The sequence below is a fragment of the Flavobacterium movens genome (assembly GCF_039581425.1).
In the GTDB taxonomy this organism is placed as follows: domain Bacteria; phylum Bacteroidota; class Bacteroidia; order Flavobacteriales; family Flavobacteriaceae; genus Flavobacterium; species Flavobacterium luteolum.
Genome location: NZ_JBCPXY010000003.1, coordinates 428,332 through 451,998 on the forward strand (window position 1 = coordinate 428,332; position 23,667 = coordinate 451,998).

The 23,667-nt window shown below is 34.8% G+C and carries 17 protein-coding genes and 2 tRNA genes; 11 read left to right on the forward strand and 8 right to left on the reverse strand.

All coding sequences use genetic code 11. The features are described 5' to 3' along the window. Positions 1–25 precede the first annotated feature (25 nt). The 10 genes from AAYQ05_RS08250 to AAYQ05_RS08295 all read left to right on the forward strand — a co-directional run bounded on the left by AAYQ05_RS08250 (position 26) and on the right by AAYQ05_RS08295 (position 8,331). A complete protein-coding gene (locus AAYQ05_RS08250) occupies positions 26–334 on the forward strand; it encodes a thioredoxin family protein (protein ID WP_007805605.1) in 309 nt (102 codons plus the stop codon). A 110-nt stretch (positions 335–444) separates the two neighbouring features. Then, positions 445–702: a DUF6952 family protein gene (locus AAYQ05_RS08255; RefSeq protein WP_008462029.1), complete on the forward strand. Its 258-nt coding sequence runs from the start codon at positions 445–447 to the stop codon at positions 700–702. Positions 703–1,039: 337 nt separating this feature from the next. Beyond that, the gene (tpx, locus tag AAYQ05_RS08260; protein WP_308853433.1) at positions 1,040–1,537 is read left to right on the forward strand and encodes a thiol peroxidase; all 498 of its coding nucleotides are present in this window, start codon (positions 1,040–1,042) and stop codon (positions 1,535–1,537) included. A gap of 13 nt (positions 1,538–1,550) precedes the next feature. Then, complete coding sequence (locus AAYQ05_RS08265; protein WP_057119332.1) at positions 1,551–1,925, forward strand: diacylglycerol kinase family protein; 375 nt, start codon at positions 1,551–1,553, stop codon at positions 1,923–1,925. Positions 1,926–1,943: 18 nt separating this feature from the next. Continuing rightward, on the forward strand, positions 1,944–4,397 hold the full coding sequence (locus AAYQ05_RS08270; protein ID WP_343542549.1) for a DNA translocase FtsK: 2,454 nt from the start codon (positions 1,944–1,946) through the stop codon (positions 4,395–4,397). A gap of 73 nt (positions 4,398–4,470) precedes the next feature. Then, on the forward strand, positions 4,471–5,097 hold the full coding sequence (gene lolA1 / locus AAYQ05_RS08275) for an outer membrane lipoprotein periplasmic chaperone LolA1 (RefSeq protein WP_510727516.1): 627 nt from the start codon (positions 4,471–4,473) through the stop codon (positions 5,095–5,097). Between the two features lie 8 nt (positions 5,098–5,105). After that, positions 5,106–6,560: an LptF/LptG family permease gene (locus AAYQ05_RS08280; protein ID WP_343542554.1), complete on the forward strand. Its 1,455-nt coding sequence runs from the start codon at positions 5,106–5,108 to the stop codon at positions 6,558–6,560. Between the two features lie 2 nt (positions 6,561–6,562). After that, the gene (ribB, locus tag AAYQ05_RS08285; RefSeq protein WP_343542556.1) at positions 6,563–7,696 is read left to right on the forward strand and encodes a 3,4-dihydroxy-2-butanone-4-phosphate synthase; all 1,134 of its coding nucleotides are present in this window, start codon (positions 6,563–6,565) and stop codon (positions 7,694–7,696) included. Between the two features lies 1 nt (position 7,697). After that, positions 7,698–8,096, forward strand: coding sequence for an acyl-CoA thioesterase (locus AAYQ05_RS08290; protein ID WP_095931760.1), 399 nt, complete (start codon positions 7,698–7,700; stop codon positions 8,094–8,096). A 150-nt stretch (positions 8,097–8,246) separates the two neighbouring features. Further along, positions 8,247–8,331, forward strand: a tRNA-Ser gene (locus tag AAYQ05_RS08295). A 161-nt stretch (positions 8,332–8,492) separates the two neighbouring features. Here AAYQ05_RS08295 and AAYQ05_RS08300 read toward each other — a convergent pair. Then, a complete protein-coding gene (locus tag AAYQ05_RS08300) occupies positions 8,493–8,693 on the reverse strand; it encodes a YqaE/Pmp3 family membrane protein (RefSeq protein ID WP_204251877.1) in 201 nt (66 codons plus the stop codon). A 287-nt stretch (positions 8,694–8,980) separates the two neighbouring features. On the opposite strand from AAYQ05_RS08300, the gene AAYQ05_RS08305 reads away from it, so the two are divergent. Beyond that, positions 8,981–9,068: transfer RNA gene (locus AAYQ05_RS08305), tRNA-Ser, on the forward strand. A gap of 146 nt (positions 9,069–9,214) precedes the next feature. On the opposite strand, the gene AAYQ05_RS08310 is transcribed toward AAYQ05_RS08305, so the two are convergent. From AAYQ05_RS08310 to AAYQ05_RS08340, 7 genes are all read right to left on the reverse strand, one after another. Then, positions 9,215–10,114, reverse strand: a complete 900-nt coding sequence (locus AAYQ05_RS08310; RefSeq protein WP_343542561.1) for an ROK family protein — start codon at positions 10,112–10,114, stop codon at positions 9,215–9,217. Positions 10,115–10,136: 22 nt separating this feature from the next. After that, positions 10,137–11,600, reverse strand: a complete 1,464-nt coding sequence (locus AAYQ05_RS08315) for a glycoside hydrolase family 125 protein (protein WP_343542562.1) — start codon at positions 11,598–11,600, stop codon at positions 10,137–10,139. A 6-nt stretch (positions 11,601–11,606) separates the two neighbouring features. Then, positions 11,607–13,886 (reverse strand): GH92 family glycosyl hydrolase, encoded by a 2,280-nt coding sequence (locus AAYQ05_RS08320; RefSeq protein WP_343542564.1) that lies wholly within the window; start codon positions 13,884–13,886, stop codon positions 11,607–11,609. A 93-nt stretch (positions 13,887–13,979) separates the two neighbouring features. After that, positions 13,980–16,241: a GH92 family glycosyl hydrolase gene (locus AAYQ05_RS08325; RefSeq protein ID WP_343542567.1), complete on the reverse strand. Its 2,262-nt coding sequence runs from the start codon at positions 16,239–16,241 to the stop codon at positions 13,980–13,982. Between the two features lie 189 nt (positions 16,242–16,430). Further along, positions 16,431–18,419, reverse strand: coding sequence for a beta-mannosidase (locus AAYQ05_RS08330; RefSeq protein WP_343542569.1), 1,989 nt, complete (start codon positions 18,417–18,419; stop codon positions 16,431–16,433). Between the two features lie 442 nt (positions 18,420–18,861). Beyond that, complete coding sequence (locus tag AAYQ05_RS08335) at positions 18,862–20,376, reverse strand: SusD/RagB family nutrient-binding outer membrane lipoprotein (RefSeq protein ID WP_343542572.1); 1,515 nt, start codon at positions 20,374–20,376, stop codon at positions 18,862–18,864. 11 nt (positions 20,377–20,387) lie between these two features. Further along, positions 20,388–23,480, reverse strand: a complete 3,093-nt coding sequence (locus tag AAYQ05_RS08340; RefSeq protein WP_343542574.1) for a SusC/RagA family TonB-linked outer membrane protein — start codon at positions 23,478–23,480, stop codon at positions 20,388–20,390. Positions 23,481–23,667 lie beyond the last annotated feature (187 nt).

Here is a 23,667-nt window from a genome sequence, read left to right on the forward strand (position 1 = left end):
CTTAGAATCTCAAAAAATAAAACTTATGTTAATCGACTTAAACGAAGATACGTTAGCAGATTTAGTTGCTAAAAACGAAAAAGTAGTAGTACAATATTCAGCTTCATGGTGTGGAAATTGCCGTATTATGAAACCAAAATTCAAAAAATTAGCAACAGAAAATGAAGCTATCACTTTTGTTTTGGTTGATGCAGAAAACTCTCCAGAGTCTAGAAAATTAGCTAATGTGAGCAACTTGCCAACATTTGCCACTTTCGTAAACGGACAATTAGTTGGCGAAACGCAAACGAACAAACAAGAAGTTTTAATCGATCTTGTAAACGCAATTGCTTAAATTTAGATTGTTAGACTGGCTTAGATTTTTAGACATCTTAGATGTTTTAAAAATTTTAAAGTAAAGTCTAAGAAGTCTAAGAATGTCTAAAAATCTAAGAAGTCTAAATTATGAAATTACCAGTAATAAAGCATTTAACGCAATTCATCGAAGAAAACGATCAGGATTATATCATTGAAACAATCGAAGTTTTGGAAGCCATGACCGAAATCCCTTCTCTTAAAGACGAAGAATTAGACGTAATCGGCGAATTGATCTCGAACATGTATGGCGCACTTGAAGTACAGAAACTTGTAGCTCAAGGAACAGATAAAAAAGAAGCTTTAAATACGTTCATGAAACGTGTATTAGGCTCAATCGATAAGTAAGGCGACCTCCTTCCCAAGAATAAATACAAAAACAAGATTTAGAAAAGCGTTTCATACCACGAGGCGCTTTTTTTTGTTTGCTTTTTTGTCATCCTGAGGAACGAAAGATCACACTCGGAAATTGGCAAAGATTGTCGACATTCGCTGCGGAGTTTCTTGTGTGATCCTTCGTTCCTCAGGATGACAAACTGTATTTTAAATCTAATTTGAATGCAAAATCCGTGAATTCGTGGCCACCAAAAAACCATCCTTAATCTCTCCTTAAACCCTTAACAAATACTTTTAGATTAAAATATTAATCCTTACTTTTGAGCCTCATTAATTTTAAACAAAAATCATGGCATCTATCACATTAGGAGGAAATCCAGTTCATACATCAGGCGAATTACCAGCAGTTGGATCGCAATTAGCTGACTTCAAATTAGTACAAAACGATTTATCTGTTGCTTCATTAAGCACTTTCGCTGGTAAAAAATTAGTTTTAAACATTTTCCCAAGTGTTGATACTGGAACTTGTGCAACATCAGTTAGAACTTTCAATGCAAGTGCAAGCGGATTAGAAAACACTACAGTATTATGTATTTCTAGAGATTTACCTTTTGCTCAAAAACGTTTTTGTGGTGCTGAAGGTTTAGAAAATGTGGTTAACTTATCAGATTTTCAAACTGGTGCTTTTGGTAAAGCAAATGGATTAGAGATCGTTGACGGACCATTAGCAGGTTTACACTCAAGAGCGATCATTGTTGTAGATGCTAACGGAAAAATTGTTCATACAGAACAAGTAGCAGAAATTGCAAACGAACCAAATTACGAAGCAGCTTTAGCAGCACTATAATATTTTCCTTTAAATGGAGTTTCAAAAAGACAATACTTTTGTTACAGGTCGTTTAAAAAGCATGACGTATGCTTTTAACGGAGCTGTAAAATTAATTAAAACAGAACACAGCATTATGGTTCAATTCTCATTGGGAATTATCATGACAATTGCTGGATTCTATTTTCATATTTCTCAAACCGAATGGCTATGTCAAACCTTAGCCATTGGTTTAGTTTTAGCTATTGAAGGATTAAATACGGCAGTCGAAAAAATTGCCGATTTTATCCATCCTGATTACAGCAAACGAATCGGTTTTATTAAAGATATTGCTGCCGGAGCGGTATTTTTTGCCGCAATGACTGCAATTGCAATAGGCTTGATTATTTATATCCCAAAATTTATTTAGGCAAAGGAAAACGCAAGAATGGCAAAAAATAAAAAAGAAACTGTAGATAAAAAAAACGAAAAACAGGAAGGAGTTAAAAGATCATTTAAGATGTCTAAACAGCAAAGATTTGTTTTAGGCTGTCTTTTGGTTCTTTTTTCTATTGCACTATTGGTCGCATTTATTTCTTTTTATGTAAACGGACAATGGCAAAATGACCAAAGTGTCGTGAATCAGCTTGGTGATCGTACCGAAGTTGCTGAGAACTGGCTCGGAAAATTCGGGGCTTATTTGGCCGATTTAATTATTTACAGAGGTTTCGGACTTGCGTCTTTTATTTTCGTACGTCTATTTTTCCTAACCGGAATGTTTTTGGCATTGGAGCTTTCAACTCAAAAACTAAAAAACACCTGGTTCTGGGATATTTTTGCCATTATTATCGTTTCTGTACTGTTTGGTTTCTTTGCTACTTCTGCACCAGAATTAGGCGGAACAATTGGTTACGAATTGAACTTATTCCTTCAAGATTATATCGGAAAAACAGGTACATTGCTTACACTTCTTTTTGGTTTAATTATCTATCTGATTTTCAAAATCAAATTATCGCCAGAAAAAATTCAATCGTATTTTGATTCTACTAAAAAAGAATTTAAATCAGAATTAGACACTTTAAAACCAGCTGTAAATCAACCTGAAAGCGCTTATAATTTAGAAGAATTTGCTATTAAAGAAGAAGTAGAAAGCGATCCTGAAATAGATGACATTCACATCAAAACAGTTGACACGCAATTCGAACTTAACAAAGAAGCTTTAAAGCCAACTATTTCTCATTCGTCTGAAATTGAATTAAATCCAGTTTTAAAGCCAATTACTCCAAAACAAGAACTGCCATTAGTTTCTCCCGATGAAGCTTTTGTAATTGAAAAAGCAGAAGAAGAAGATATTATCGAAGAAAACTTGGCTTCTCGCTTAGTTGCCGATTTCGGATTATTTGATCCAACTTTGGATTTATCCAATTACAAATTCCCAACCCTCGATTTATTAAAAGAATATTCGACTGGCGGAATTACTATCAATCAGGAAGAATTAGAAGAAAATAAAAACAGGATTGTAGATACACTTCGTAACTACAAAATTGAAATTGCACAAATTAAAGCAACGGTTGGGCCATCGGTTACTTTATATGAAATTGTGCCGGAAGCCGGAATCAGAATTTCTAAAATTAAGAGTTTAGAAGACGATATCGCTTTATCATTATCAGCACTAGGAATTCGTATTATTGCGCCAATTCCAGGAAAAGGTACTATCGGTATTGAGGTTCCGAACAAAAACCCTACTATGGTTTCTATGAAAAGCGTTATTGGAGCTGCGAAGTTCCAAGAGGCCGAAATGGAATTACCAATTGCTTTAGGAAAAACCATTTCAAATGAAACTTTTGTTGTCGACCTTGCAAAAATGCCTCACTTATTGATGGCGGGTGCAACAGGACAGGGAAAATCTGTTGGATTAAATGCCGTGTTAACTTCATTGTTATACAAAAAACATCCAGCAGAAGTAAAATTTGTTTTGGTCGATCCAAAAAAAGTAGAACTTACGCTTTTCAATAAAATTGAAAGACATTATCTAGCTAAACTTCCAGATACAGAAGATGCTATTATTACTGATAATGCAAAAGTTGTTAATACTTTAAATTCACTTTGTGTCGAAATGGACAATCGTTATTCTTTATTAAAAGATGCGATGGTTCGTAACATTAAAGAATACAACGAAAAATTCAAATCTAGAAAACTAAACCCAGAAGCGGGCCACCGATTTTTACCTTACATCGTTTTGGTTGTCGATGAGTTTGCCGATTTGATTATGACTGCCGGAAAAGAAGTTGAAGTTCCGATTGCGCGTTTAGCTCAATTAGCCCGTGCCATTGGTATCCACTTAATTATTGCAACTCAAAGACCTTCTGTAAACGTTATTACAGGTTTAATTAAAGCCAATTTCCCTGCCAGAATAGCATTTAGAGTGACTTCTAAAATTGACTCTAGAACTATTTTGGATACTCAAGGCGCAGATCAGCTTATTGGACGCGGGGATTTATTATACACTAACGGAAACGACGTAATCCGCGTACAATGCGCTTTCATTGACACCCCAGAGGTAGAAAAAATTACAGATTTTATTGGAGGACAAAAAGCGTATGCTACAGCTTATTTGCTTCCAGAGTTTGTCGGAGAAGAAAGTGGCATTAATCTTGATATAGATATTTCTGAAAGAGATACTTTATTTAGAGAAGCGGCAGAGATTATTGTCAATGCACAGCAGGGTTCTGCTTCTTTATTGCAACGAAAATTAAAATTAGGATACAACAGAGCTGGTCGTTTGATCGATCAACTTGAGGCAGCAGGTATTGTTGGTCCGTTTGAAGGCAGTAAAGCACGCAGTGTAAACATTTTAGATTTAAATGCTCTTGATCAATTTTTTAATAATGAACAAAATTAATCCAATCATGAAAGCAAAAATTCAAGAAATCAACAACAATTCTATCACAAACATGACTAAAAAGTGTTTCCAAATGGCAATCATTTTGCTTTTGAGCTTCACTTCTATTCAGGCGCAAGATAAAAAAGCGAAAGATTTATTGAACGAAGTAACTTCTAAAATAAAAAGCTACGACAATATTGTTATCGATTTTAAATATTCTTTGAATAATGCCAAAGAAAACATCAATCAAGACAGTAAAGGAAACGTAACAATGAAAGGAAACCAATATGTTTTAAATTTCATGGGCGTTACTAAAATTTTTGACGGTCAAAAAACATACACTATTGTTCCTGAAGACGAAGAAGTTACTATTTCTAAAGTAAACGAGAAAGATGATAATGCAATCACTCCTTCAAAAATGCTTACTTTCTTTAATTCTGGCTACAAATACAACATGGACATTGTTCAGAATGTAAAAGGAAGAAAAATTCAATACATCAAATTGGTTCCAACTAGCGGAAAAGACCAAAGAAAAGAAATTTTGTTAGGTGTTGACGTTCAGACAAAACACATCTACAATTTGATTGAAACTGGAAAAAACGGAACAAAAACAACTTTAACCGTTAATTCTTTTAAAACCAATCAGCCATTATCAAAAAATCAATTTACCTTTGTAGCGAGTAAATACCCGAAATACTACATCAATAAAATAGATTAATTAGAAGGTTGAAAATTCTAGACAAATACTTATTAAAAACATTCTTACTTACATTTACTACGGTATTTGTAATCTTATTTTTCATATTCATACTGCAAACAGTATGGCTATTTATTTCAGAACTAGCAGGTAAAGATCTCGACTTAATATTGGTCGTGAAATTCCTGCTTTTTTCTATGCCACGAATTATCCCGTTAGTTTTACCTCTTTCGGTTTTATTAGCTTCGATCATGACCTTCGGAAATCTTGCCGAAAATTATGAGTTCGCAGCCATGAAATCGTCTGGAATCTCACTGCAAAGAGCAATGAGAGTACTAATTATTTTTATTTTCGTTTTAAGTATTGTTGCATTTTGGTTTGCAAACAATGTAATTCCTTATGCCGAATACAAATTTGTCAATTTTAGAAAGAACATTGCTCAAGCAAAACCGGCTATGGCAATTGCCGAGGGTCAGTTTAATGATGTTGGCACTTACAATATTAAAGTAAACAAAAAATCTGGCGAAAACGGCAATCACTTGACTGGTGTGACTATTCATGAGAAAGCGAATAATTTGGGCGAAAACAAAACCGTGATTAAAGCTAAAACAGGGGAACTTGTAAGCAATGAAAAATCTAGCATTTTAAAACTGGTATTAAATGACGGTTATTACTACCAAGACGTTACTCCAAAAAAATATGAGGATCGTGCGAAAATGCCCTTTATAAAAGGAAAATTTAAGACGCAGATTATCAATATCGATTTATCTGAACTAAACAAAGTAGATGACAGTAAAGAAAGTATTGCAGGAACAAATGCAATGCTAAACGTTAATGAATTGCGCTATACTTTAGACTCATTGAGTAAAAATTTAGATAACGAAATAGTTTCCTTTTCTGAAAACATCAATCAGCGTGTTGGAATTAAAAGATTCTATGAAAATACTCAAAAAAATATCAAGAAGAAACCGCTTCCAAACGATGTTTTGTCTATTTATTCTAATAAAGACAAAGTTGATATTTTAAAAATGGCAGGAAGCAATATTACCAGTAATATTTATTCTATAGAAACGACGCAGAAAGATTTAAAAGACAAAGAGCGAGAAATCAATAAACATTATAATGCATTATACGAGAAGTTTGTTATTGCTTTTGCCTGCTTCTTAATGTTCTTTATTGGAGCTCCGCTTGGCGCTATTATTAGAAAAGGAGGACTTGGCCTTCCTATTGTATTTGCTGTTTTAATCTTTATTACTTTCCATTTCATCAATACATTCGGAAAAAGGTTATCTCAAGAAGGCGGTATGACTCCATTTATGGGATCTTGGATGTCTTCTTTTATCTTGTCGCCACTTGCCATATTATTAACCTATCGCGCTACAAACGATAATGGCTTGATTAATTTTGATGCGATCACAACCCCAATTTCACAACTAATTCAGAAAATCTCTGAGCGGTTTTCATCTGCTCAAAAGCAAAAATAATTATGTCAACAACAAAAATACAACTGAATACCATTGAAGAAGCTATAGAAGATATTCGTCAAGGTAAAGTAATCATTGTAGTCGATGATGAGGATCGAGAAAATGAAGGTGATTTTTTGGCTGCTGCCGAAAAAGTAACTCCAGAAATGATCAACTTTATGGCTACTCACGGACGTGGTTTAATTTGTACACCGCTTACAGAAAGCCGATGCAAGGAATTAGATCTTCGTGCTATGGTTACCAACAATACAGATCACATGGAAACTGCTTTTACTGTTTCTGTTGATTTAAAAGGTCAAGGGGTTACAACTGGAATTTCTGCTGCCGATAGATCAAAAACAGTTCAATCATTAGTTGATCCAAATACAAAACCTCACGATTTAGCTCGCCCTGGCCATATTTTTCCTTTAATTGCTAAACAAGGCGGTGTTTTAAGAAGAACTGGCCATACGGAAGCAGCTATTGATTTTGCACGTCTTGCGGGATTTAAACCTGCTGGTGTAATCTGCGAAATTTTAAACGAAGACGGAACAATGTCACGTTTGCCAGAATTGATCAAAGTGGCAAAGAAATTTGATTTGAAATTAGTTTCTATTGAAGATTTGGTTGCTTATAGAATGCAGCACGATAGCCTAATCGTTAAAAAAGAAGATTTTGATATTGAGACTCGTTTCGGAACTTTCCGTTTAAGAGCTTACGAGCAAACGACTAACAAGCAAATTCATATCGCTTTAACTAAAGGAACTTGGAATCTTGGCGAACCTATCTTAACAAGAATTCACTCTTCGCAAGTAAATAACGACTTGTTAGGCACGCTAACTAATAATGCCGAACAGCAATTAGATGACATGTTCAAAGTGATTAATGAGAACGGAAAAGGTGCCGTTATCTTTATCAATCAAGACATGACTGCGGTTAATCTTTTAAACAGAATTTCTGAACTTAAAACATTACAAGCTAACGGAACTTTAAAAGCTCCAAAAGTTATTATTGACAGCAAAGATTACGGAATTGGGGCACAAATTCTTCATGACATAGATATTTCTAAAATTAGATTGGTTTCGAATACAGAGCAAACAAAACGTGTCGGCATGATTGGATACGGACTTGAAATTACAGAATACGTTAATTACTAATATGGGGACAGTAGAAGAAAGAATTCAAAAATCAGAAACTCGTATTTTTAAAGCGGTATTTCCTAGCACAACAAATCATTATGATACTTTATTTGGAGGAACTGCTCTTCATTTAATGGACGAAGTTGCCTTTATCTGTGCAACACGTTTCAGCCGTAAAAAAGTAGTTACAATTTCGACAGGGCAAATTGACTTTAAAAAAGCGATTCCTGCGGGAACTTTAATCGAATTAGTAGCAAAAGTAGATAGCGTTGGAAGAACAAGCTGTAAAATTCATGTTGATATTTTTATGGAACAAATGTATTCTGAACTTCGCGAAACGGTAGTTTCAGGAACTTTTTCGTTTGTTGCAGTTGACGAACATAAAAAACCAACGCCAATTTTAGACGATTTAGATTAATTTAAAAAAAATATCACTTTCGGAAATACTGATAATTAGACACTTGAAAATTATCTCAAAAAACTTTAAAAAAAAGTCCAAAAAAAGTTTTTATAACCGAAAAACCGTCTTATATTTGCACCCGCAATCAGATAATGATCGCGACATACTGGAGAAATGGCAGAGCGGTCGAATGCGGCAGTCTTGAAAACTGTTGACTGTAACAGGTCCGGGGGTTCGAATCCCTCTTTCTCCGCTGAAATTCAAAACCCTTAACTTTGTTAAGGGTTTTTCTTTTTTACCATAATACACCTATGGAAATGTTTTAAATTCCCAATCTGCATTCAATAACGATTTTAAGCGGATTTCTCCAATCCTAAAATAAAGTTGTTTTAAAAAACGAGCAATATAAAAAATTTATCTATTTCGCATTGCCTTTATTAATCTTGCATTACGTCTGTCAGCTCTGGAATTCTGAAGTGATATAACAGCCCATATTGCAGCAGGCAACCAGCCGATTAAAGTAAGCTGTAAAATCAAACAAAGTAAAGATGTCAAAATTTTACCTCTTAAAAGAAAGGAAATACAAGGAAAAAATATCGCTATAAGTGTCATCATTTTTATCTAGTTTTAATTATATGTCGTAAATCTTCAAATTTGTTACTTAAGATCTTAGAGTAAAAACAACTGAACCTCTGGAAAAATTAAAATATTTCACAAAACAAACTAAAACTTCCAAATTTAGCTCTTTTCATTTTTGACTCACTGTTAAACCTTTAGCTTTGTCAGAGATTTTATTTTTTCTCAGACAATCATTTTCTTTGCAAATAGTTCCAAAAAAATTTTCACAATTCAAAAAACAACTTATCTTTGCACTCGCAATCAGAAAATGAGAGCAACATATTGGAGAAATGGCAGAGCGGTCGAATGCGGCAGTCTTGAAAACTGTTGACTGTAACAGGTCCGGGGGTTCGAATCCCTCTTTCTCCGCCAGATGAAGTTTCATAAGAAACTTAAAAAATAAAAAGCCTTTAAATATTCGTATTTAAAGGCTTTTCTATTTTAGTCAAAAGGATACTAATGTTAGGATAAGTAAAACAAAAAACGGATGAGTTAAATACCTCATCCGTTTTTTGTTTTTAATCGCAAAGGAAACTGACCGCTCCTAATAATGCTGCAACTTCATTATCATTTGAAATGGAAACTTGAATTTCAGAACCCGATTTCTGAATTGTTTTATTAAATGAAGACAGAAACAAATCGCTTGCATTGGCAATTTTTCCGCCAATAATAATATGATCTGCTGTGAAGTTTTTTATCCACGGTATAACAACTGCAGCTAAATCCTCTCCCATTCTTTCAAACACCTCAATTGCCTTCTGATTACCATTTTTAGCTAGATCATACAGTTCTAAGCCATTATTAAGATCGTTAAAGCTTAAAGATTTGTAATGCGATAAAAGACCTCTAACCGAAACATAATCTTCTGCAATTCCTTCTTTATATGGCAAATTGTAAATTTCTCCATCAGCGGGAACAGAATTGCCTGAACTGATTGATGCCCCCTTATCAATGAAACAAGCGCCTAATCCAGTTCCTAATGTTACGGCCATTACTTTTTTTGAAAGATTTTCCTGTTGTTTAAAAACTTCACCTTTTCCAAAGCAAACAGCGTCATTTTCAAAAAGAACTGGAAAATCTGCAGGAAAACCAAGAGTTTCTAGAAGTAATTCACGAATGTTTAATCCGTAAAAATGTTCGTATTTCGACTGGTCTTTAATCCAGCAAATTCCTTTTTTGTAGTCAAAAGGTCCAGGCATGCAAATCGCTATTCCAGTAATATCTTTTACTTTAGAATTTTCAATTGACGTTCTGATTACTTTTTTCCAGATACTCATAACCTGATCTGTTGGCAAATTCGAATCAAAAGATTCTTTACAAAGTGAAAAGTCAAGAACTTTCATCTCTGTTTTATTGATAACCGCTGCGGTAATATGAGTTCCTCCTATATCTAGCCCAATGGCGTGTGATGTATTCATTTTTATTTATTAAACTTTAGTACTAGATATTTTTGTCTTTTAAAATTTGAGGATAATGAATACTGGTGTGTACAATCATTTCTCCAAACAATGTATTAGCCCAAGCAAACCATTTACGGGTAAATTTATTCACATCATCTTTATGGAACGATTCGTGCATAAATCCCGTGTCAGCGTTTGTTTTGATCAGATTACTTATACAGGTTTTTATTTCTTTTTCGTCTACACTTGTAATGGCTCTCAAAACAATACTCATTGGCCAGATTGTATCGACTCCGGTGTGCGGACCACCAATACCTTCTCCTGCTTTTCCTTTATAGAAAAACGGATTATTCTCTGACAATACTACTTTTCTTGTATTAAGATATAAAGGATCATTTGGAGCAATAGCGCCTAAATATGGTAATGACAATAAAGATGGTACATTGGCATCATCCATCATGTGGAAACTGCCATATCCGTTTACTTCAAAAGCGATAATTTTTCCGAATTTTGGGTGATTAATAATTCCGTGTTCATTAAGTCCATTTTGAACCTCATCTCTTAATTTTGTGGCTTTCGCAACCAAATCATTATCCTTTAAAGCTGGAAGAGAAAAAATTTCAATCAGATAACCTAATATTTCAATAGCGAACATATTACTTGGAATCAGATAACCAAACAAAGTAGAATCATCGCTTGGCCTGAAAGTCGAAACAATTAATCCGCACGGTTTTACCGGATAACCATAACCGCCTAACGGAACTCCATCTGTTGCCCACGCTGTCTGACGCTGAAAACTATATGGCCCGCCTTTACCGTCCATTCGCTGCTGCTCTTTAAAAGTCTGCAGGATTAAAAGCATAGCTTCTTTCCATTTGGCATCAAATAAACTGATGTCTCCTGTTTCCTTCCAATATCCATGTGCTAATCGAACTGGATAACACAAACTATCAATTTCCCATTTTCTTTCATGAATTCCAGGCTGCATTTTGGTAAGGTCATGTTTCCATTCGCTTTCCTTTGTAAAATCTTTATAAAAAGCATTTGCATACGGATCTAACAGTATACATTTCGCTTGACGATTAATTACTCCTTTAACCAGTTCTGCCAGTTTAGGATCTTCTTTTACAAACGGAATATAAGGCCAGATCTGCGCTGTGCTATCTCTAAGCCACATGGCATCAATATCGCCTGTAATGACATAGGTATCTGGTTTTCCGTCAATAATTTCAAAATCGACTGTTGTATCTAATGTATTTGGGAAACAGTTTTCGAATATCCATGCTAATTCTGGATTAGCAATTTGCTTTTTAATGCGTACGATAGCGGCTTCAATTGCTTTACTTGTAAATTTTCTTTCTCCAACAGGAGGTCTTTTGGAAACAAAATCTTTTAGCGGAAAAGGAAAAGCATCTGAATTAAATCCGAAAGCTTCTGTTTGAAGTGCCAATAATCCTGCTGAAAAAATGCCTGCGTTTCTTATAAATTTTCTACGTGACTGCATATATTTTTATTTTGAAGTTGAATAAGAATATGGGAATGATTCCTTTGTTGTACCTCTTTTAAAATTGGGAGAACTTGTCATATCAAAATTTAATTCTCCCCCTTTCAATACATCAAAATGATTGATATAATTTTTAGTATGAAGAGCATTATCCCATTTTAATTCGTTTACATATTTGTTAGTCTCTGAATTATTTGGTGCATTGATAATAAGTTGTTTTCCGTTTTCTAACTGTACCGTTGTTTTCTTAAACAAAGGCGCTCCCAAAACATATTCTTCTGTTCCTGGACAAACCGGATAGAATCCCATGGCTGAGAAAATATACCATGCAGATGTCTGTCCGTTATCTTCATCTCCGCAATAACCATCTGGAGTTGGTTTGTACAAACGATTCATTACTTCTCTTGACCAATATTGTGTTTTCCAAGGTTCTCCTGCATAATTGTACAGATAAATCATGTGCTGAATTGGCTGGTTTCCATGAGCGTATTGCCCCATATTCATAATCTGCATTTCACGGATTTCGTGAATTACAGCTCCATAATAACTGTCGTCAAAAATTGGAGGTGTGGTAAATACAGCATCTAATTTTGCTGTGAAATTTTTCTCTCCGCCCATTAAATCGATCAAACCTTGAATGTCGTGAAAAACACTCCAGCTGTAATGCCAGCTATTCCCTTCGGTAAAAGCATCTCCCCATTTAAACGGATTAAAATTGGCCGGAAAACTTCCGTCTTTATTTCGTCCGCTCATTAATCCTATCTCTGGATTGTAGAGTTTTTTGTAATTCAGCATTCTTTTTTCATACAAACTAATTTCCTTTTTCGGGCGATTTAACGCTTTTGCCAGTTTCCAGATTGTAAAATCATCATAAGCATATTCAAGCGTTCTCGCTGCATTTTCGTTGATCTTTACATCATACGGAACATATCCTAAAGTATTGTAATACTGAACTCCTTTTCTACCTACAGCATCCATCGGGCCTTCATTATTGGCGCCATGAAGTAAAGCTTCGTACAAAGTATTGATATCATAACCACGTAATCCTTTAACATAAGCATCTGAAACTACAGAAGCAGAATTATTTCCGACCATTACATTTCTAAAACCTGGACTCGACCATTCTGGCAGAAATCCGCCTTCTTTATAATCGTTTATTAATCCTTCCTGCATTTCTTTATTAATAGAAGGACAAACCAGATTTAACAAAGGGTATAAAGCACGAAAAGTATCCCAAAATCCTGTTCCTGCATACATATAACCTGGAAGGACTTTTCCGTTGTATGGGCTGTAGTGTACAATTTTTTCTTCTTTATCAATTTCATATTGTTTTTGAGGAAAGCAGACTGTACGGTACAAACAAGAATAAAAAGTTCTTAACTGATCTATATTATTGTCTTCTACAGTAATTTTTCCTAGAACTTTATTCCATTCTGCTTTGGACTGTGAAACCGTTTCTTCAAAAGTCGATGTGCCTAATTCGTTTTTCAGATTCAGTTCTGCCTGCTCCTGACTTATAAAAGAGGATGCCACTCTAACATTTACTTTTTCTCCTTTTTTGGTTTGAAAACCAATAACTGCTCCTACATGGTTTCCTTCTGCTTCTAACTTATCAGCATTCAGAACTTTATCAATCCAAGTTGAATTGGTTAAGAACTTTTTATCAAAAATCAGCACAAAATAGTTTTTAAAATTTTGAGGAACTCCACCACTGTTTCGAGTCGTGTAGCCAATTATTTTATTTTCTGAAGGAATTATTTTGATATACGAACCTTTATCAAATGCGTCGATTACAATAGAAGATTTTTCATTTTCTGGAAATGTAATCTGAAAATGCGCCGCTCTTTCTGTTGTCGTAATTTCGGTTGTAACATCATGATCAGCCAAATAAACGCTGTAATAATACGGTTTTGAAACCTCAGCTTTATGGCTGAACCAGCTCGCGCGTTCGTCTTCGGCGAAAACCAATTTACCCGTAACTGGCATAATCGAAAACTGACCGTAATCGTTCATCCAAGGCGAAGGCTGATGCGTCTGTTTAAATCCTCTTATTTTTTCTGCTGTATAAGTATATGCCCATCCATCGCCCATTTTTCCAGTTTGAGGCGTCCAGAAATTCATTCCCCAAGGTCTGCAGATGGCGGGATACGTATTTCCGTTAGAAAGATTATGCAAAGACTCCGTTCCCATTAACGGATTTACATATTCTACAGGATCTAAATTCTGCGCATTTAGAAAAAAGCAGGACTGCACTATTCCTAAAAAAATTAAACTCTTTATTTTCATATTCATGTGATTTGTCAAATGTGAAGTGTGAGATGTGAAATGTGATATGTCCAATTGCACTTTGCATTTTACATCTCACATTTTACCTTTTCACTACAACGGTCTGTCTTCTTTTTTTACTCCAAATGTTTGCGAAGGTTTGCTTCCCATATATAATTTGAGTTCTCCTCCTTTTACAATCATTTCTTGTGTGATATATGATTTTGTATAAGGTTTACCATTATATTCTGCTTTTTGGATATAAATATTTGAAGCACTGTTATTAACCGTATTTATCGTAAATGAAATTCCTTTTTTATGATGAATTACTGCATTGTTTACCAACGGACTTCCTAAAACATAAATTCCGTTTGCAGGATTAACCGAATAGAATCCCATAGAAGATAAAACGTACCAAGCCGACATTTGCCCTAAATCTTCATTACCGCACAATCCGTCTGGTTTTGTTGAGTAGAATTCCTCGTCGATTTCTCGAATTAATTTTGCTGTTTTCCACGGCTGTCCTGCATAAGCATATAAATACGGAATATGATGATTCGGCTCGTTTCCGTGAGCGTACTGCCCTATTAAACCGCTGATATCTGGCGAAACATCCTCACCTTCTACTTTATCAGTCAGCAGGAAAAGCGAATCCAATTTTGCGATAAATTTCTCTTCGCTTCCAAATAAATCGATTAAACCATATGGATCTTGAGGAACCAGCCAAGTGTACTGCCACGCATTTCCCTCCACATAATCGTCTTTACGGTGCGCTGATGAAAGCGGATTAAATGGCGTTCTCCAATTTCCATTTGTCAATTTACCACGCATAAAAGTGGTTTCTTTATCAAAATAGAGTTTGTATAAATTGGCTCTTTTGGTGAAATAATTATAATCGTCTGTTTTGTTTAAAGCTTTTGCCAATAAGGCGATGCAATAATCATCAATTGCATATTCTAAAGCGTTTCCAACAGATTCTAGAAGTTTATCAGCAGGAATATATTCTAGTTTCTGAACATAATCCATTCCGTCACGCGTTTGCATGGCCGTTTTTTTAATGGCTTCGTACGCTAAATTGACATCATAACCACGATATCCTTTTAAATAAGCATCAACAATAACGGCTATAGAATGGTTTCCGTTCATCGTATTGGTTTCATTGCCCATTAAGTGCCAAACTGGTAATCTGCCTTGCTGCTGATAAATCGCTAAAAACGATTTTACAATATCATTGATTTTTTCAGGCTGCGTAATGGTATATAATGGATGTAATCCGCGGTAAGTATCCCAAAGCGAAAAAGTAGTGTAATTGGTAAAATTAGCTTTTTCGTAAACCTTTTTATCAGTTCCTAGGTAATCTCCATTGGCATCATTAAAAATGGAAGGTGCAAACATGGTGTGATACAATGAAGTGTAGAAAACTTTCATTGTTTTTTCGTCTGCTTTTATTTGAACTTTATTTAATTCTTTGTTCCATTTTGAATCTGCTAATTTTACAATCGTTTCAAAATCCCAATTCGGAATTTCTGCTTTTATATTGGCTGATGCATTTTCTGTACTAACTGGAGAAATTCCGACTTTTACCAGAATCTGTTTGTTTTTTAAGGTTTTGAAATCTAAAACCGCTTTTATTTTTAAGCCCTCACCTTCAGTTCCTTTAACTACGGCTGTACTGTCGTAAACCATCATATTTGTGATAGGCTCAGAGAATTCCATTGTGAAATAAATACGCTGATCTGCCGCCCATCCTGCAGAATAACGATAGCCTTCTATTTTGGTTTCACTTACTTTTTTAATGAACGTTTTTACTGGTCTGTCCCAGCCAATTCCATCGGCTAAATCAATTAAAATGTGTGAATCATTAGTATGTTCAAAACTATATTTATGAAAACCAACTCTTTCGCTTGCCGTTAATTCGGCTTTGATTTTATATTTATCCAATAAAACACTGTAATATCCTGGTTTTACCACTTCGTTTTTATGAGAGAAATAAGAGCCGTAACCGTTCACCATATCTTCTTTTGTGCCTTTTGTTAAGCCTACTTTTCCGCTGATAGGAAGCACCAGAATATCATTTAAATCTCCAATTCCGGTTCCGCTTAAATGCGTGTGCGTGAAGCCTAAAATAGTATTGCTGGCATAGTTGTAACCGCTGCACCAATCCCAACCTTCAAAAATATTTACCGGACCCAGCTGCACCGCTCCAAAAGGAACATTTGCGCCTACAAATACATGCCCATGTCCCGCAGAACCAATTAGCGGATCTACATATTGCGTATATTTTACATCAGTTTGTTTTGCCTTTTTTTGCTGTGAAATTATCGGATTGGCAAAAAGTAAGCTCAAAGCCAAAAAACCACTAAATAGTATTCTCATATATTTTTATTTTTGATTGCGTTTATTCAAGATTGACGCAAATATTTTTAAATTCTGTGTGTTAGACGTACTGCATCTCTGCTATCAATTTATAGAACATTATGATAAAAAATGAACCGTAATTTTCAGAAGGAGACGCACTGCAGTGCGTCTCTACAAAAAACCTTTGTCCCTTAGAACCTTAGCATCTTAGTACCTTTTAAGAACCTCATACAAAGAATAAATCTTAATTTCAGGTTTTGCTATTTTACCTTCAAACGAAATTGTTTTTTCTTCTCCTGCCTTTAGATCAAAATAATTATCGCTCCATTTTCCATTATACCCTTTCATCGAGATGCAAACGTATTTTGCCATTTTCTGAGCTTTTACAATTACCTTATTCCCTTTTATTTCCCAACTAATTTTTGGATCTTCTAATGCCAAATCTTTCGGACGAATAAAATCGGTTTCTGGTTTTATGTCATCTCTGTAGGCTTCTTTTATCGCATACCACGCTGCTTTTGGCTGTCGGTTGTTGTAATCGGTAATACTCCAACTTGCAACAGGCCAACAGTCATTTAACTGCCAAACTAAAGTTCCCATATTATAAGGCGCTTTTGAACGATGCGTACCGACAATATTTTTTATGGAATAATAATGCAAACACTGACTCAAGTAGGCATAATCTTCCAGATTCAAATTTTTTATTTTTGAAGCATCGATGAAATACTTACCGAGATAGGTATCTAATTTTTCAAAACCTTTGCCCGCTTTTAAATGTACTTTTAGTATATCTGAATATAAATGTCGGTCTTCTGGAGAAGTAAAACCTTCAATTGAATTATAATTTGGTAAAGACAGCATTCCGTATTCGCTCACAAAACGTCCTGTTTTTTTCTGAACGGCTTCAATATCTTCCAATCCCCACCAAATTCCCCAATAATGGCTATCTCCTTCGGTTACGCTTTTTGCTTTTGACCAATGATACAATGGCGAAGAGCTCAAATACGGTCGTTTACCATCAACTTCTTTTACCCATTTCGGGATACTGTCATGAAATAATCGTGTATAATCTTTCCACAAACGGATTGAATCTTGTTTCGAGATTTTGAAACTTTTCATCCAGCCCCAATTTTTAAAAGCTTCGTCAGATTCATTATTTCCGCACCATAAAACAATACTTGGATGATGACGCAGTCTTTTTACTTGATACTGAACTTCTTTTTTTACATTATCAAAAAAAGCATCATCTCCCGGAACCATTGTACCTGCGAACATAAAATCCTGCCAGACATTTATACCGTATTTATCGCATAAATCATAGAAATAATCGTCTTCGTAAATACCTCCGCCCCAAACGCGAAGCATGTTCATATTGGCTTCTTTGGCAGATAAAACTATTTTTTCATATTCTTTTTTGGTCACTCTTGAAAGAAAAGCATCTGATGGAATATAATTGGCTCCTTTCATATAAACTGGCTTTCCATCAATTTTAAAATAGAAAGATCTGCCCAAACTATCTGGCTCTTGGATCAACTCTATTTTTCGATTTAAGACATAAGGCTTCTCAGATTCTTTTTCGTCGTAAGCTTCAAATCTTGGCGTTTTCCATATTCCGCAAGTTGTAAATTTTGGTCCCCAATCCCAACCAAAATGGTATTGCGCTTTGCGTACATAAGCACGTGGATTGTCTGGAATTACAAATGGGTAATCTTTTTTAGCCAACGAATCGACTACATTTTGTGCCGATTGAAATACGATTCTCAAATCGTTATTTCCAGATTTCAAGACTTTTTTAACGTCAACCCTCCATTGACGGAACATATTATCGGCTTTTAAAACTAACTGGCTATTTAAGTAAACTGATGCATAAGTATCTAATCCGTCGAAAACCAATTCTGTATTTTTCTTTTTCAGCATATTTGCCGTAACCTGAAAAGTAGTTTTGTATTCCCAGTTTTTGTGTTCAATCCATTGCAGTTTTTTTTCGTTATCTCTGTAAAATGGATCTGGTATTAATTTACTGTTTAGCAAATCGGTATGAATTTCTCCCGGAACACTAGCCGAATACCATTTTTGCGTTTTCACTTCACGATAGGTCCAATTGCTTTTTAGATCAATTTTCTGCGCAAAGGCAATTGATGTAAAACCTGCCAAAAATAAGGACATTATCCAATGAAGTTGTTTTTGATAATTCATTTTATTGAGTACTATATTAATACCTTCTAAAATTACTAAAAAAGGTAAGTAATCTGGTAACTTGGCAGTTTAGAGAAGGAAACAACTGACCGCATTATTCCTTCTCTTTAGAATTTATTCTTTGTTAGTAACTCTAAAATACAACTAGAAATATTTTCTTTACACTGCCTTACGCTTTATTTGATTTTGATATGGATTGTTTTTAAACTCAAATAACTGAAACAAACTTTAAGTATATTATTTTGAAATTTTAAAATACCGAATACAAAATCCATCTTTTTCAGCAGAACCAAAATTTGTTTTATGCGAAAAAAAGGGTATTTGAATCTATAAAATAATTTTTTCAAAAAATTGCCTGATTTTAAATCAATTAAATGGTTTTAAAAATAAGCCGGGTATGCTCAGTACCCGACTTATCTTAACTAACCAACCAATTTAAAAATTATTTATCCCACCAGATTCTTGTGGTCATTAAATCTAAACCTTGACGTTGAATTGCTTCTTTATAATTAGCCTCGTTTGTAATAAGTTCTGACTGATCATAAATTAATCTTCTCGGAATTGTTCCTTTTGTTTCTCCAGTTGGGTCATTAACAGGAACTAAAACTGGGTAACCTGTTCTTCTGTATTCTGAAAATGCTTCAAAACCGTTGAATAATAATACAATCCATTTTTGAGTGATAATCTGTTCGATTTTTTCTGCTTCTGTTCCCGCAGCTTTAAATGGATATGTTGTAATGTAAGTATTGTATTCTGCAAGTGTAACAGCAGGCACTTTATCTCCAAAAATGGTTAAAATATTCATCGCCGCTCTTACTCCATTATCATAGTAAGTTTGAGCAGATCCGCCAACATTCCATCCTTTTACTGCCGCTTCAGCCAATAAAAACTGAACCTCAGCATAAGACATAATTAAAGTTGGTGCATCCAAACGCAATACTGTAGAAGTATTTGGGTCTGAGAACAATTTTTTGTCTCCTCCCGGAAATTCTTTTGCATCATTTGCCAAACCTTGCTGACTTGCTGGGTTATTATTTCCTGTTGCTTCCAGTTTTGCATAAATTCTTAAACGAGGATCGTTTGTATTTTTCAATAAATCAATGAATGTTTTACTGAATTTAATGTTCGATTCTCCTCCATTTAAATCGTTTCTAACCCAAGAAGATGTAATTGGATTGGTTTTAACTCCTGCAGGACCTGCATCATGTTTTAAAACCAAACTGTCATCATTTGAAGTAAAAACTCCTTTTGCATAGGCTTTTTCAACAAATTCTTTTGCTTTTGCAGGATTTACTTTAGACAGACGCATTGCAACTCTCAACATTAAAGAGTTTGCTAATTTTTTCCATCTTGCAACATCGCTTTGATAATACAAATCGGCATTTCCAACGAAAGGTTTTCCAGCATCTAGAGCAGTTCCCGCTTCATCCAATTCTTTTAAAAGATCATTGTAGATAGCTTCTTGTGTATCATATTTAGGAGAAAATACGTTTCCGTTGTATCCTTTTCCAGCCTCAAAATAAGGAACTTCACCATAAGTATCTGTCAATTTTTGGAACAGAAAAACTTTCATGATTCTACATGCCTGAATCATATTTGAGTTTTCTGGTGTATTTTCTACCACAGATAATAACTGGAAAATCTGATTTAATCCTTTTCCATAAGTTTCGCCAAAAAGTGCAGCTGAATACTCCGAAGAATAACTGTATTTTGAGCCTGGCCCTCCAAGTGAAGAAAACTGCTGTACAATTTGTGCAGCGTATAAGTTGTTTCCTCTTGTATTAGAAAAATCTTGACCGTCTACATAAATCTCAGCAAGTGTAAACATTGATTTTACAGCTGGATCTGTTAACGCATTCGGATTCTTATTCATTTCTTCGAATCCTTTATCGCATGAAGCCAATGTCAAAGCACCAACAATTGCGACACAAAATATTTTGATATATCTATTTTTCATCTTTTTTAGAATTAGAATTTGACATTAAGTGCAAAACCATAGTTTCTTGTCAAAGGCATAGAAGCTCTTTCCATACCTTGAGCATTACTGTTTGAGTAATTTGACTCAGGATCGATGTTTGGAACTTTGTCATAAATAGTCCATAAATTGTGAGCAGAAAATGCTAAACTAACAGACTGGAATGGTGTTTTTTGCAAATATGCTTTTGGGAAGTTATAAGCAAATGAAATTGCTCTAAGCTTAACAAAATCGGCATCGTAAACAAAGTTTGAGGTTACGTCACTGTAACTTCTCCAGTAATCATAAGCAGAAACTGTGGTATTAACTGGATTTCCATTAACATCATTTCCGCTTACTGCGATACCGTTTTCACGACCAGGAAGTGTAATTTCAGACAATCCGTAACGTGTTCCTAACTGGTTTGTAGCCGAGTAGATTTCTCCTCCAAATTTTGCATCAACAAAAACTGAAAGTGTAAAGTTTTTATATGAAAAATCATTTGAAAGTCCCATAGATGTTGGTGCAACACCTTGTCCAGCAATGATTAGATTTCCTCTTAAAAATTTACCATTTGTATCCAAAACAATATTTCCGTTTGCGTCTCTTAAATAATCATACGCTTTAATAACTCCAAAAGGCTGTCCTTTTTCTAAAACTACATTGGCTCTTCCATCTCTGTTTCCTTCTAATGTTTTTGTTGTGATTTTATCAGAAAGATTTAAAACTTCGCTATCATTATAAGCAAAATTATAACCTACGTTCCAAGAAAAACTTGCCGTCTTAACTGCTTTCACATTAATAGCAAATTCAACCCCTTTATTTAAGATTTCCCCAACATTGATTTTTGTTGTTCTGTATCCTGAAGCCTGAGAAACATCGGCATCTGTAATATCATTAGTTGTTTTTTTGCTGTAGAAAGTCAAATCTGTACTCACTCTGTTATTGAAAAATGTATTTTCAAAACCAAATTCAATTGTACTTACATTATAAGGTTTTAAAGTTCTGTTCGGAATTGTTTCTCCATTCACGCCTAAAATTGGCTGTCCTAAAGAATCTGTCTGTCCGTCTGGCGTAGTATAAGTCAATGCTAAAGCATAAGCATCTGGCAATGCTCCTCCAACGTTCCCCCAACCTGCTCTAATCTTACCGTAAGAAATCCAATCAGGAAGGCCGATAACTTCTGAATAAATAAAACTTGAACTTACAGAAGGATAAAAAGTACTATTGTTTGCAGGATCTAAAGTTGAAAACCAATCTTCACGACCTGTTAAACTCAAGAATAAGAAATCTTTATATCCAATATCTGCAGAATAGAAAAGAGAGTTTACTTCGCTTTCTGAGAATAATTTTTCTGTTTTATCTGGCTGTGTATTTCCGTAGAAATATTTGAACGGAACAATAAAGTTATTCCCTTTCATTTTGATACCACTATATCTGTTATGCTGACGGTTTGCTCCAATAAAAGCATCCAATGAAAGATCTTTAGCAATATCTCCTTTGTAGCCTAAGAAACCAGAAGCATTTACTTCAGAACGAGTTTCAACTCTGTTTTCAATAGATCCGCCTGGGCTGTAATTTATTCCAGTAGGCTCGATTTCAGTATATTCATAATTAATATCATCAATACCAATAACAGCCTTAGCATAAATTTTATCTGTAATGTTGTAATTTACTTTTGCTGATCCGATAAAACGTTTTCTAAGGTCATCGTTTAGCGGCGATTTTGTAGCAAAATATGGATTTGTATGATATACGTTTGCTCCAAAAAAGTCTTCTTCTCCACCGTTTGCATCATAAGGATTGCTTATCCATCTGATATCTGTTCCTGGCGTCATGAATGTTGTTGGGAAAGACGGATTTCTTGGCGAGTCATTTAAATATGGACGATTATGACTTTTCTCCGAAATATATTGCGCATTACTTTCTATGCTAATTCTTTTATTTGGAGCCGAATTTAAACTCAAAGCCACGTTATTTCTTCCAAAAGTAGTTTCTGGTAAAATAGATTCGTCTTTAGTATTTCCAAAAGACAATCTAAAGTTTGTTGACTCATTTCCTCCAGAAATCGCTAAAGTATTACTGAAAGAATATCCAGTTCTGTAGAAATTCTCCACATTATCTTTTCCATAAGCCTGATAAGGGCGTGTCTTACCATCAAGAGATAAAGAAGGTGTTCCGTCATATTTATCTCCCCATGCAAAATAATAGGAATCTCTAAGTTCTTGTAAATTGTTAAATCTGGTTGGCACACCGTTCGCATCTGGAGCTCCAGCACCATATTGATCTTGCCATTTCAAAAGACTCGCAGGCGTATTGAAGGAAGAATTTGTACTGAAATCTACTCCGATTCCTGTTCCGTTTTTACCTTTTTTGGTTGTAATTAAGATAACACCATTTGATCCTCTGTACCCGTAAAGAGCAGAAGCGGCACTACCTTTAAGAACTGACATCGAAGCAATATCATCTGGATTGAAAGAAGACATACCATCTCCTTTATCGGCTCCTCCCCACATTCCAGCATTTCCCTGCTGTGTATTATCGATCGGAATTCCATCAACAACATAAAGTGGCTGATTAAGTCCAGAGGCAGAAGTTGCTCCACGAATTACCACGCGGCTAGAACCTGATGGTCCTGTAACTGGCGCCGAAACGTTTACTCCAGCAATTTTACCTTGAAGAGCGTTTCCTAAGTTAATTTCTTTATTTTTTGTCAGATCCTCGCCTTTTAGTTCCCCAACTGCGTAACCTAAACTTTTCTTTTGTTTTTTTACTCCAAATGAAGTTACTACAACATCTTTTAATTCTTGCGTAGTTTCAACTAACATGACAGCAATTCTTGTTTCTTTTTCCTGAAGCACTACTAATCTTGTTTGAAACCCTATAGAAGACACATTAAGGGTAACTTTACCTTCTGGAACATTCATTTTAAATCGCCCTTCGGCATCTGTAACAGCACTAAATGGCTTTCCTTGAACTTCGATTGATGCAGCAACAATTCCCTTGTTTTCTGCATCTGTAACTATGCCGGTTATTAATCGATTTTGCGCAGCAGCACTTAAACTGCTAAGCAATATCACTCCTAACACTGCTAATATTCGTCTCATAAGCATTCTTTTTGGTTATTGGTTTTGATTTTGTTTTGTTGATTTGATCTGTTGTTTGTTTTTAAATAATTAATAAAAATTTGTTCACTGTTTGCAATATTATTCCTAGCAGCTTTTTTGAATTGCTGCTGTATTTCCATTCTTACTAAAACGTTTTAGTGAAATGACTAAAAAAAAGCCTCAACTT